The following is a 10,620-nucleotide window of genomic DNA, read 5'->3' as shown; positions in this document are numbered from 1 at the left end:
ACACAAGATACTGGTGATCGCTTACTTTGTACTCAAGACTGGGGAACCTTACAACGAACTCGGCGCTGATTACTTGGAGAAGCGAAAGAGCATCTCGACCGAAGAATTGATGATTCGCCGCCTTGAGAAGAAAGGCTATGTGGTGACAAAATCAGCTGACGTCACAGCCTAATCAACTTAATTAATCCCCTTAATATGGAAGGAGAATGGGCCTCCCGGGCATCCTATTGCCCAAAAACCGAGGCAAACGATCCCCTACTGCCTCAATGATACTCTATTTTCTCATCAAAAAGTATACTGAACAATCGAGGTAGAGAATATGACGGAATTTATCACGGGCTTTGTAGGCAGTACATTGATCGCGGGAATCGCTTATCGGAAACGTTCGTTGTCGTTGTCCGGCGTGCTTTCAGCCATCGCTGTCGGGACGACGCTCTACTGGCTGGGCAGCCTCGCATGGTTTGGCACATTGATCGCGTTTTTCATTTCTTCTTCCCTGCTGACGAAATGGAAACAAAAAGCGAAGGAAACAGCCGAATCCGGCTATGAAAAAAGCGGCCGGCGAGATGCCGGGCAAGTTCTGGCGAACGGAGGGATCGGCGTCTTGCTGTGCCTGTTCAACTCTTTATTCCCGCATCCCGTCTGGTGGAATGCGTTTGTCGGGGTGATGGCGAGCGTCAATGCGGACACATGGGCTACGGAAATCGGCGGGTTGAGCCAAGCCGTTCCCCGTTCCATTTTGACCGGGAAAAAGGTGCCTCCCGGCACATCGGGGGGCGTATCACCGCTTGGCCTGGCGGCTACTGCGGCGGGTGGTTTGTTCATCGGGGGAAGTGCATGGCTGCTGCTGCAGCTCGTTCCCTCACAAATCGGCAGCCGGATCCCGACTGGGTCGGCGGTGGATTGGTTCCACCTGCTTCTGATCGGGGGAATCGCAGGTACATTCGGCTCCCTGACCGATTCGCTGCTCGGTGCGCGCTGGCAAGTGATGTACCAATGTGGCTGTTGCGGCAAAGAGGTAGAACGGCGCATGCACTGCGGACACCCAACACTGCATGTTCGAGGATTTCGCAACCTGAACAACGATATGGTCAATTTCCTGAGTTCGATCGCAGGCGCACTGGTGGCCGTTTGGTTGGGGAATTCGGTTTTCAGGTGACAAAAAATTTTTTATGTAAACTTCGTGCCTGCGGAAATGTGTCCCGGCTCCAGCGAGTGAGAGTTTCCATTCCGGTGGCAAGTGTGATAAGGTAGGGATAGATTTCTCAGGCAAGGAGATTCGATGATGTATTACGCGTTGATTCTTGAATCGAGCCGCAAGGCGAAAGCGGCGCGGCTGCTTTATGAACATTTGAAAAACAACAATCGGCGGCAGTTGCTTCCCGAGCAGAGAATCGACTCTTTCACGATTCGGGACGGAGTCCGCGTCCCCCAGCACGAAAAGCACCGGGTCCTCAGCCTCCGCTTGCATGATGAACATTTGAGTCCGTATTTGAAAACGAACATGAACCTATTCATCCTGATCATGATCGATGAACGGGTGGACATGCAGGTATTCAGGGCTGACAACGGATGGATGTTCTTGTTCGACAATGTGCAAAATTTGCCGAAGCCGTTCGGAGCGCAAGGGTACGACATGCGCTAGCCGTTACGCTTCTTGTTTCCGCTGTTTTGCGATCCCTAGCGCCGTCCACAGATAATAGGTGACGTAGCTTTCCCAGCCGCGCCAACGGGTGGCCATTTGCCGGACTTCCTGTTCGGACGGCTGGCGATCCAGCCCGTAAAACAGTTGCATTGCGTTGCGCAGCCCGATATCCAGCGCAGGCAGAATGTCGGGCCGCCCCAGGCCGAACAACAATACGCATTCGGCTGTCCAGCGCCCGATGCCGCGCAGTTTCACCATTTCCTCGATCGCTTGCTCGTTCGACATACGGCTGATCTCATCGACCGGGAATCGGCCGTCCGCCACCAGCCTTGCGAAATCGATCACATATTCGGCTTTCCGTTGCGAGTATTTCAGCTTGCGCAGGTCTTCGTAGGACAGGGAAGCGACCCGTTCGGGCGAAGGGAATGCGTAAAAGGTCTGACCTTTCCACTCAAACGATTGGTTGCAAAGCTTTACCAACTCATGTTTCAGATTGGCGGCAAACGTCATGTTGACCTGCTGTCCGATGATCGACAGAATCATCGCTTCGTATACGCCCGGTTCCAGCAGCATGTGAATGCCGCGGTGCTGCTGCACCAGCCGAAACAGGACAGGATCATTTTGCTCGATCGCAGCATAAAAAGGGGCGAGCGGCCGATCCAGTGAAAAAACGTGCCTGCAATACGCAAATGCCCGCTTTGCCTGCTGCTCGTTGGTGGCGTTACACGCCGCGAGTTTCACTTGGGGCTGTTCGACAGTTCCGGTTGATGTCAATTTCACCAGCACGGGATGCCCGTCTACGAGAAACAGGCGGGTGATCGAATCGTTTTCCATGCGGTAGAGCACCCAGTTGGAAGAATGGCGAAGCCGTTCAAACAGATGAGAAAAATCGTAAGGCGCGGGCGGAAACAGGGTGATTTCGTACATGGCGCGGCTCCTTTCGCAATTTTTTTCGTACGATTTTTATGATAAAATAGACGCAGTACAGAGAGGGGACTTTGGGAACATGTCCTACATAGGTTTTTTGTCGGATCTCGAACATGAACCGGCAGTGCCGGTGCAATATTACCTGCCGCTCGATGATCAGCGAATCCATTTGAACGAACGGATCGGCGAACGGATCGAGCTCCGTTTTCTCGGTGAAAAAGCGTGCTGCGCCTGCGGACGCAAAGTAAAAAAACTGTTTCATACCGGGTACTGCTACCCTTGTTTTACAACATTGGCGGAATGCGATCTTTGCATCGTCAAACCGCATGAGTGCCACTACCATCTGGGAACCTGCCGGGACAACGAATTCGCGGCAACAAACTGCATGACTCCGCATTATGTATACCTTGCATTAAGTTCCGGCGTCAAGGTGGGCCTGACGCGTAAGAGCAGGGGACAAGCCCGCTGGATCGATCAGGGGGCGGTGCAGGCGATTCCGATCGTGGAAGCGCCAACCCGCAAGTTGGCGGGCGAGATGGAGTACTTCATTTCGCAGCACATCCCGGACAAAACGGACTGGCGGAAAATGCTGGCCGGCAAGGTCGAACAGGCTGATCTGCTGGAAATCCGCCAGCAGGTCCGCGCCCTGTTGCCGGAAGAATACCGGCAGTACCTGCTTGACGGGCAGGAACTGTATGAGTTTATCTATCCGATCACAGAAACACCCGACAAAATCAAATCCGTTTCCTTCGACAAACAAGAGGTGGTCGAAGGACGCCTGATCGGCGTCAAGGGGCAATACCTGCTGCTTGATCACGCCGTTTTAAACGTGAAAAAGCATACAGGCTACAAGGTGGAAGTTGTGTTTGCCGACCCGGGGGCGTCTTAGGCCCATTCGTCCAGTTTGGATTCGATTTTGGCGCGGATCGCTTGCAACAGGGAGTCGAAATCGTCCGCGACGATGATCTCCCCGTTGACCATCACATACGGTTTTTGCGCGCACAATTCGCATTCGCTCAGGCAAAAATTGCGGATCACCGACGTTCCGGCATATGTTTCTTCCAATGCTTCCAGGTCGAGCGATGCAGCCGGATTGCTTTCGCACACTTCGACAATTACAATTCCCATATGCAGTCACCTTCTTGATCGTAGTAAGCATTAGTTTATCAAGAACTCGGCCGGTAAACCATATGATGTAGAAAGGAGTGCCTGCATGCGGCAGCGGACAACCGCTGCGGCCGACGAATGCGGGACGGTGTTGGAAAAGGCCGTGCGGCGAAAACGGTGCAGCGATGGTTGGGAAAAACGTGTCCGAACGAAGCGGCACGGACGATTGTTCGGAAAAGTCAGGCGGGGAGGAAGCGACTGCGATGAAAACGGGAATTGTACTCGTGGCGCATGGCAGCCCGGAGCCATCGGCCAACCGGGAACTGTTCCAGATCGCGGAATTCGTGCGTGAGGACGGACAATATCCGATCGTACAGGCGGCCTTTCTGGAACTGGCGGAGCCGGATATTCCAACGGGCATTGATTTGTGCATCGAACAGGGAGCGGAGCGGGTGATCGTCGTTCCCTATTTTCTGCTTACTGGCTCGCACGTTCAGCAGGATTTGCCAAAATGGGTCGGCGATGCCGCTCGCAAACATCCCGACATTCCGATCCGTGTGGCGGAATCGCTTGGGTACCACCCGATTTTGAACGAGATCGTGCTGGAACGAGTTGACGCGCTGTTATCTTCTGTCGAGTGGGAGGAAGAGGAATCATGATTCGGATTGAGCAGGATGCGTTGGACTACATTCGCCGCCGGGCCGAGGCGGTGCATCTGGAACTGCCGACGATCACCCGCGCCTGTTGAGGGAATGCGCAATTCGCCCCGTCCGTGCGGCTGGGGAAACCGCGTTTCAAACAACATTTGTACGAGAAACGGGAACAGGACGGGATCGACATCTACGTGCCCCGCATGATTTATCAGGAAAATTTGAGTATTGGCCTCAACCGCCTGTTTGGCATCCGCTATCTGGCGGTGCGGGGCTGGCGGCCGATCGGCATATAGTCCTTGCTCTTATGGGCAAGGGCTTTTTGGTTCATACTACGAAGGAACCCAATTGATGGAAGGAGACTTCGGAATGGGTTGCTGGATGTATGAATCTCGTCTCTATGACAGCCGCTCGATCGCCCAGTATGTCGCCATGTGCGTGCGCGATGACCAACTACTGTCGGGCGCTGCCGAGCCGAAAGTGTATATTTTTCGGACCCGCAAAGGAAAGTATGGGGTCAAATACCAGGTGTAGGAGGCGTCCGTATGGAACATGTGTGTCCCTTGTGCAACGGTTTGAGCCGGTTTCACGCCGCCTGTACCCGCTGCGGCGACCCGCTGGAGGATGCTGGGGCGGTTTCCGATTATGTTGGCCCCTATTCACCATATGAATTGACTCCCCGGCTCGAACAGCAATCGGATCAATGCGTGCATCTCCTGCATTGTCCAGCATGTGGAAATCAGTCTTATGCAATCATTCAAAATGATGTAATATAGGAGGAGACTGAGTTCGTTGCAAAGGGGATGTCGCCGTTGTCTTCGTTATCGCTCAAGTTTTGCAAAAAGAATTTGGAACATCACTCGCAATCGGTGTACGACGCGCTGAAAGAGCGCTATCCGAACGAAAAAATCGAAGTGGTTGACTGCGTCGGCAAAGAATTTTGTGCGACCTGCACCGACGTGCCGTTCGCCATCCGCAATAATGCGCTGGTTGGCGGCCGCACCCCCCGTGACCTGTTTTATAAACTGGAGCGGGGTATGGTGTTTCTCGACAAACTGCCGGCGCCGGCTGAAGAGCAAAAGCAGGCGGAAGCCACTGAAGCAAAATCAAACTAACCATTGTCCGGGCTGTTCGCAAACAGCCTTTTTTCATTTTTTGACGGATGTATGGCTGAAAATTGCTGTTCCGGCCAGAAAGACGAATAGCGGTGCCACAGCGATTGGTTATTGGACAAGGGGGCGGGCGGATGCTTGATGCGGTGGTGGTCGGAGCTGGGCTGGCCGGCTTGTCGGCCGCCAGGGAACTGCATGATGCAGGCTTGCATGTGATGGTGCTGGAGAAACTGGATCGCATGGGCGGACGCGTTTGGACACACCGCGAGGACGGCCAGCCGGTTCGGGTGTATGAGCTGGGAGCGCAATTTTTCGCCCGTCATTTTCGGACGATTCGACAATTGGCCGGGCGCTTGCAAGTTCCTTTGCAGCCGGTCCCGTTTTCCCTGCTGATGCGGGTCGGAACGGTCTGGCGGCAGGCGCGGTACGACCGGACGGCGATTCTGCTGCAGCTGCCGGGAGTACCGTGGAAAGTGCGGCATCAAATCGCGCGGCTTGTTTGGGATGCGGCAAAAACGGGACGCCGCCGGGCAGCGGGAAGCTTCTTCCCGCAGGCGGCAAATCGCGCCACGGGCGAAAATTTGCCGGAGCACGCGATGCTTGACATGGGGTTGGGCGAATATGCGAAACGGTTTGATGCTTCGATTTATGACTACGTGATTGCCCCCTTCTACCAAACGATGTTTTTCAACCATCCGCTGGACGCTTCCGCCGAACACTTTCTCACCCATTTTGGGCAGCCGTCTTCCCAGAGGATCTATCGTCCGGCAGGCGGGATGTCACAGTTTGCGGAGGAACTGTCGCGGGAACTGCCAATCAGAATCGGATGCCGGGTGCACAAAGTGGAATCGGCTGGTGACCATGCAGCGGTTTCGATCGAAACTGACAACGGGATCGAACGGCTGCCTGCACGCTATGTGGTGTTGGCAGTGCCGGGAGATCACGTGCTGCGGTTGGTGGATGACCGGGAGTTTGCGCCGGAACTGGGCGATTTTCTTGAGACAGTGGAGTATGCCGGAACTGCCGTGGTAACGGTGTCGCTGAAACAAGCCGCTTCTGCCGCGTTCGGATTCAGTCTTCCGCCAAAATACGGCTCGATTCTTGCGGGCGGGGTGACGCACAACAAGCGGACGTGGAGCGTCATGTTGACCGCCGATGCGCATCGCCAATTGCAGTCAGCGCCTGATACGCACATAGCAGCCGCGGTCGCGGATGAACTCGCCCGGTTGATGCCGGAGGCGCGGTTTCATTTTGATGAAATGAAAATCTTCAGATGGCCGAGCGCCATCCCAAGGTTTCGCCCCGGATTTCCCGCGCGGGCTCGACGATGGGCCCACGCTGCCCACAGCGTCAGCCGGCGCATCCATCTGGCTGGCGATTACCTCGAACTGGGGTGCACGGAAGGGGCGGTCCGTTCCGGCATACGGGCCGCCGCACGCATCATCGCTTTGCTGCAAGCCGACGGTTAAAGCAGGGCAAGATGCTGGAAAGCCCGGTAGGCCACATACAAACCGAGCGCTAAAATCAGGATGGAAGAAACGGAAGCGAGCGTTTGCACCACCTGCCGTTGTTCCAACCGCTGAATGGCTCCTCCCGCGCGCACGACCAGCAGGCCGAGGGTACTCATCGCCAGCGCGCTGCCGGCGGAAAACGCCGCGACAAGCGACATGCCGGCCGGGATTCGATCGGCCGCGACCGCCGCCAGAAAAATAGCCAGCGCGCTCGGACAGGGAATCAGCCCGGTAAAGAACCCGATCGCAAACAAGCGGGACAAAGAGGTTGGCGCCCCGTGCGAATGGAGATGCGAGCCGTGATGGTGATGATCGCAAGTGTCCGCGTGGGCGCGGCCGATCGTTCCCACCACCACGATTTTCGGATAGAACCGGCTGTACAGGATGCGGGCTCCCAGCATGGTGATAATCGCACCGGAGACCAGCTCGATCCAATGGGACAGGTTGGCGGGGACCAGCATTTTGACAGTGGAAGAGGCAGCGAACGCCAGCAGGATGATCGACAAGGTGTGGGCGATGGCGGAGATCACCCCCAACAGCACCGCATCTTTCGCTTTCGCCCGGGAAGAGATCAGGTAGGCGGTCATCACTCCCTTTCCATGTCCCGGTTCCAGCGAATGCAGCGCTCCCAGCCCGATCGCCGCCGGGATCGTGTATAACAGGTCCATGTCGGCTCCTCCTTCGAGGGGTGTCTCTAATCTCTATGCCAACTTGGCCGCAAAATTCACTAATGGGCTCACCCCGTCCCGGACATCCGAATAGGATAGTACATCTCACAATGCGGGGGTGAGGCGGTTGCGCAAGGAGAAGCTTGCGCGCCCCAAAACGGCGCGCTCGAAAAACGCCCGGGTGCAATTCTGTTCCTTTGATGCGTTCGTGCAGATCGCCGAGCGATATAAACGGGCGGTTGTGTTGCTTGAGGTGATCGAGCAGCGTCGTTCCCGCCGGGCACCGTTCTTTGGCGGGATGGATTATATGCTCGAGCTGCCGAAGGAAGTGATGAATGTCGGCACCGGGTTTGTCTGCGACAAACGGGGATATATCATCACCAATCAGCATGTGGTGCAGGGAGCCGACGAGGTGCAGGTACGGTTTAACGGACAGAAAAAACCGGTTGCGGCGAAAATTGTCAAATCCGATTATGAATTGGACTTAGCATTGTTGAAAGCCCCTCTTCCCCCCAACACGCCCGTTCTCCGGCTGGGACGCTCGAATCGGGTGAAGCCCGGGGAATGGGTGATGGCGATCGGCAATCCGTTGGGACTCGAACATTCGGTCACTGTCGGCGTCGTCTCGGCCGTCAATCGCCCGCTGACGATCGGCGACCGGAAATACAAGCAGTTGATTCAAACCGATGCGGCGATCAACCGCGGCAACAGCGGCGGCCCCCTGTTTAACGTGAACGGGGAAGTGATCGGCATCAACACCGCCGTCTCGCAAAGTTCGCAAGGCATCGGGTTTGCGCTCGGCATCGATCTGGTGCGTGAAATGCTCCGCAAATGGATTCCGCCCGCCGGAAACTGAGATTCGGAGGGCGGTTTCTTTTTTGTTTGGCGGATTTTCACGATTATGGCATAATAGTTGAGAAGACAAAACGCGATTTTAACCGGGGTCCCCATCATAGCACGACTTGGCGCTTTAGCGCCTAGCGTGACTTGTGCCCCTTGGGTGCATAGCACGGCAGTGCGCTTCACTTTGGTGGGGAGTTGCAGGAGGCAAGCGGATTGGAGTTTTTTCAAGCGTTGACTTTTGTACTGGTGGTTCTTTTGACATTTGGCATCGTGATTGGCCTGTCCAAACGAAAAAAATAAGCGGGAGTTGCATAGACCTGATGAAACACACCTGGAACATCTGCAGCCTGGCACTGTTGCTGACAAGTTCGTTGCTTTCCTCAGGCTGCCACACTCCGGCATTGTCAGCGATGAAACCGGACAGGGAAAAATGGGCGGTCGGCATCGTCGGCTCCAAGGAAACGGCGGGCTCGAAAGAGGTTCTCGAGTACACGGCAAAAGCGGTCAACGATTCGGCGGTGGTGTTCGATGTCCGCACGGCGGAAGACGACGGGCAGGCACAAGCGGCGCTTTCCGCAATGGCGTCCAACCCGAACATCGACCTGATTGTGACCGAAGCAAAATACAGCCCTTACATAGCCGAACTGGCGAAAACGCACATTGGCAAAAAATTCGGTCTGGTCGGTAACGTGTCAGATCCAGACTCGAACGCGGTCCGGCTCGTCAACTGGAACCGCGAGTGGCTGTCGTTTGTCGCCGGATTTTTGGCGGGGGGCATCAATCCGAAAGAATCGGTCGGCGTGATCACGGCAGCGCCGCCCTCTCCGGAATCGTCGGAGTGGCGGGGGCTGCTGGAAGGCATTCACTATGCGGGCAGTTCCGCCTCGCCGACAGTCGTTACGTTGGACGAGGCGATGGGGCTGCAGGGGATCGACAAATTAAAATCGATTTCCGGCCGCGTCCTGGTCCTGCTCGATCCGGTCACGGGAGAGCAGTTGGCGCGGCTGCAGCAGAGCGGAAAATGGCTGTTCCCGCTGCACGAGCCGCCGAGAATGTATGCGGGAGTGATCGCCCGGCCGCAGCCGATTTTTGCAGAAGGGGTGCAGGAGGAAGTTCAGTCGCTGTTGAATCATTCCTGGCAAGGCGGTGCAACTGTGGCGGTGACGGGCTCGAGCCTGTTTGAGATCGCCCGGCCCGAGGTGTTTCCAGCCGACATCCTGAACCAACAGAAAACGGTGGTGGACGGGCTGCGGAACCAGACGATCCAACCGGGACAGTACCTCAATCCTCCATCCCAGCAAAACAGACGGTGAAAAGCAAATCGACGAGTTGCAGGAGGTCTCTATGGAAGAATGGTACCTTGAATACCACATTCATAAAAATCGCCCTGGATTGTTGGGAGACATCGCTTCGCTTTTGGGGATGCTGTCGATCAATATCGTGACGGTGAACGGGGTGGAAGATGCAAACCGCGGATTTTTGATCCGTACCAACGACCGGCAAAAAATCGCAGTGTTGCGGACGATTCTTCGAACGATTGAAAACATCACGATCACCGCCTTGCGCCAGCCCACGCTGCTTGACCGCCTGGCATTGCGGCATGGACGCTTTATCCGGAGGGAAGCGGAAAACGACAAGACGTACAAGTTCACCCGCGACGAACTGGGGATTCTGGTCGATTTCATGGGAGAACTGCTGAAAAAACAGGGCCATCAGGTGATCGGGATCCGCGGCATGCCCCGGGTCGGCAAGACGGAGTCGATCGTCGCCGCCAGCGTCTATGCCAACAAGCGGTGGACGTTTATCTCGTCGACGCTGCTGCGGCAGACGGTCCGCCATTCGCTGGCGGACGATGAACTGGGCAACGACAGGATGGTCTACATCCTGGACGGGATCGTGTCGACGATGCGTTCGACCGAACAGCACCGCCGGCTGGTCAGAGAGATCATGCGCATGGATGTGCCGAAAGTGATCGAGCACCCGGATATTTTTGTCCGGGAGACGGAATACGGTTGGGATCTTTTCGACCGGATCATCGAATTGCGTAACACGGAGGATGAAGTCATCACCTATGAAACGGTGCAAACGGGGTTTAACTCGTTTGATGTCAGCTAGAAACAACCGGCCGGCGAGGCGGCTGCGAACGGGGGGCAAGCG

Annotated in this window: 14 protein-coding genes; 11 read left to right on the top strand and 3 right to left on the bottom strand. The window is 55.9% G+C overall.

Annotated elements, in window-relative coordinates; translation table 11 throughout:
- Window positions 1-319: 319 nt before the first annotated feature.
- Both C230_RS0117755 and C230_RS0117750 read left to right on the top strand, forming a co-directional pair.
- Entirely contained in the window at window positions 320-1,159 is an 840-nt protein-coding gene (locus tag C230_RS0117755; protein ID WP_018133401.1) for a DUF92 domain-containing protein, read from the top strand.
- A 126-nt stretch (window positions 1,160-1,285) separates the two neighbouring features.
- Window positions 1,286-1,645 (top strand): hypothetical protein, encoded by a 360-nt coding sequence (locus C230_RS0117750; protein ID WP_018133400.1) that lies wholly within the window; start codon window positions 1,286-1,288, stop codon window positions 1,643-1,645.
- Window positions 1,646-1,648: 3 nt separating this feature from the next.
- Here C230_RS0117750 and C230_RS0117745 read toward each other — a convergent pair whose 3' ends face one another.
- The gene (locus tag C230_RS0117745; RefSeq protein ID WP_018133399.1) at window positions 1,649-2,572 is read right to left on the bottom strand and encodes a DNA-3-methyladenine glycosylase family protein; all 924 of its coding nucleotides are present in this window, start codon (window positions 2,570-2,572) and stop codon (window positions 1,649-1,651) included.
- A gap of 79 nt (window positions 2,573-2,651) precedes the next feature.
- On the opposite strand from C230_RS0117745, the gene C230_RS0117740 reads away from it, so the two are divergent.
- The gene (locus C230_RS0117740; RefSeq protein ID WP_018133398.1) at window positions 2,652-3,461 is read left to right on the top strand and encodes a DUF2797 domain-containing protein; all 810 of its coding nucleotides are present in this window, start codon (window positions 2,652-2,654) and stop codon (window positions 3,459-3,461) included.
- Here C230_RS0117740 and C230_RS0117735 read toward each other — a convergent pair.
- Window positions 3,458-3,700 carry a DUF1450 domain-containing protein gene (locus C230_RS0117735; RefSeq protein ID WP_018133397.1) on the bottom strand — a complete coding sequence of 81 codons (243 nt, stop codon included), beginning with the start codon at window positions 3,698-3,700 and terminating at the stop codon, window positions 3,458-3,460. The two genes, C230_RS0117740 and C230_RS0117735, sit on opposite strands and share 4 nt — an antisense overlap.
- Window positions 3,701-3,777: 77 nt before the next feature.
- Between C230_RS0117735 and C230_RS0117730 the strand changes: the two genes are divergently transcribed.
- The 5 genes from C230_RS0117730 (at window position 3,778) to C230_RS0117705 (ending at window position 6,910) form a co-directional block, all read left to right on the top strand.
- Window positions 3,778-4,338 (top strand): sirohydrochlorin chelatase, encoded by a 561-nt coding sequence (locus C230_RS0117730; RefSeq protein ID WP_018133396.1) that lies wholly within the window; start codon window positions 3,778-3,780, stop codon window positions 4,336-4,338.
- A 113-nt stretch (window positions 4,339-4,451) separates the two neighbouring features.
- Entirely contained in the window at window positions 4,452-4,625 is a 174-nt protein-coding gene (locus tag C230_RS22735) for a hypothetical protein (protein WP_018133394.1), read from the top strand.
- 73 nt (window positions 4,626-4,698) lie between these two features.
- Window positions 4,699-4,863, top strand: coding sequence for a hypothetical protein (locus tag C230_RS22730; protein ID WP_018133393.1), 165 nt, complete (start codon window positions 4,699-4,701; stop codon window positions 4,861-4,863).
- A gap of 269 nt (window positions 4,864-5,132) precedes the next feature.
- Complete coding sequence (locus C230_RS0117710) at window positions 5,133-5,444, top strand: DUF1450 domain-containing protein (protein ID WP_018133392.1); 312 nt, start codon at window positions 5,133-5,135, stop codon at window positions 5,442-5,444.
- 131 nt (window positions 5,445-5,575) lie between these two features.
- Window positions 5,576-6,910, top strand: coding sequence for a flavin monoamine oxidase family protein (locus C230_RS0117705; RefSeq protein WP_018133391.1), 1,335 nt, complete (start codon window positions 5,576-5,578; stop codon window positions 6,908-6,910).
- On the opposite strand, the gene C230_RS0117700 is transcribed toward C230_RS0117705, so the two are convergent.
- Complete coding sequence (locus C230_RS0117700; RefSeq protein ID WP_018133390.1) at window positions 6,907-7,620, bottom strand: HoxN/HupN/NixA family nickel/cobalt transporter; 714 nt, start codon at window positions 7,618-7,620, stop codon at window positions 6,907-6,909. The genes C230_RS0117705 and C230_RS0117700 overlap by 4 nt on opposite strands.
- 127 nt (window positions 7,621-7,747) lie before the next feature.
- On the opposite strand from C230_RS0117700, the gene C230_RS0117695 reads away from it, so the two are divergent.
- The 3 genes from C230_RS0117695 (at window position 7,748) to C230_RS0117680 (ending at window position 10,578) form a co-directional block, all read left to right on the top strand.
- Window positions 7,748-8,476, top strand: a complete 729-nt coding sequence (locus tag C230_RS0117695) for a S1C family serine protease (protein WP_018133389.1) — start codon at window positions 7,748-7,750, stop codon at window positions 8,474-8,476.
- A gap of 307 nt (window positions 8,477-8,783) precedes the next feature.
- Window positions 8,784-9,776 (top strand): type 1 periplasmic-binding domain-containing protein, encoded by a 993-nt coding sequence (locus C230_RS0117685; RefSeq protein ID WP_018133388.1) that lies wholly within the window; start codon window positions 8,784-8,786, stop codon window positions 9,774-9,776.
- A 31-nt stretch (window positions 9,777-9,807) separates the two neighbouring features.
- Window positions 9,808-10,578, top strand: coding sequence for a DUF3388 domain-containing protein (locus tag C230_RS0117680; RefSeq protein ID WP_018133387.1), 771 nt, complete (start codon window positions 9,808-9,810; stop codon window positions 10,576-10,578).
- The last annotated feature ends 42 nt before the right edge of the window (window positions 10,579-10,620 follow it).

This window comes from Effusibacillus pohliae DSM 22757 (assembly GCF_000376225.1).
Taxonomy (GTDB): Bacteria; Bacillota; Bacilli; order Tumebacillales; family Effusibacillaceae; genus Effusibacillus; species Effusibacillus pohliae.
Note: the sequence above shows the minus strand (reverse complement) of the source record. Positions and strands in the feature narration are given on the sequence as shown.

Coding starts and splice junctions, on each gene's coding strand:
- C230_RS0117755 (WP_018133401.1), top strand. CDS start 320: ATGACGGAATTTATCACGGGCTTTGTAGGCAGTACATTGATCGCGGGA.
- C230_RS0117750 (WP_018133400.1), top strand. CDS start 1,286: ATGTATTACGCGTTGATTCTTGAATCGAGCCGCAAGGCGAAAGCGGCG.
- C230_RS0117745 (WP_018133399.1), bottom strand. CDS start 2,572: ATGTACGAAATCACCCTGTTTCCGCCCGCGCCTTACGATTTTTCTCAT.
- C230_RS0117740 (WP_018133398.1), top strand. CDS start 2,652: ATGTCCTACATAGGTTTTTTGTCGGATCTCGAACATGAACCGGCAGTG.
- C230_RS0117735 (WP_018133397.1), bottom strand. CDS start 3,700: ATGGGAATTGTAATTGTCGAAGTGTGCGAAAGCAATCCGGCTGCATCG.
- C230_RS22730 (WP_018133393.1), top strand. CDS start 4,699: ATGGGTTGCTGGATGTATGAATCTCGTCTCTATGACAGCCGCTCGATC.
- C230_RS0117710 (WP_018133392.1), top strand. CDS start 5,133: ATGTCGCCGTTGTCTTCGTTATCGCTCAAGTTTTGCAAAAAGAATTTG.
- C230_RS0117705 (WP_018133391.1), top strand. CDS start 5,576: ATGCTTGATGCGGTGGTGGTCGGAGCTGGGCTGGCCGGCTTGTCGGCC.
- C230_RS0117700 (WP_018133390.1), bottom strand. CDS start 7,620: ATGGACCTGTTATACACGATCCCGGCGGCGATCGGGCTGGGAGCGCTG.
- C230_RS0117685 (WP_018133388.1), top strand. CDS start 8,784: ATGAAACACACCTGGAACATCTGCAGCCTGGCACTGTTGCTGACAAGT.
- C230_RS0117680 (WP_018133387.1), top strand. CDS start 9,808: ATGGAAGAATGGTACCTTGAATACCACATTCATAAAAATCGCCCTGGA.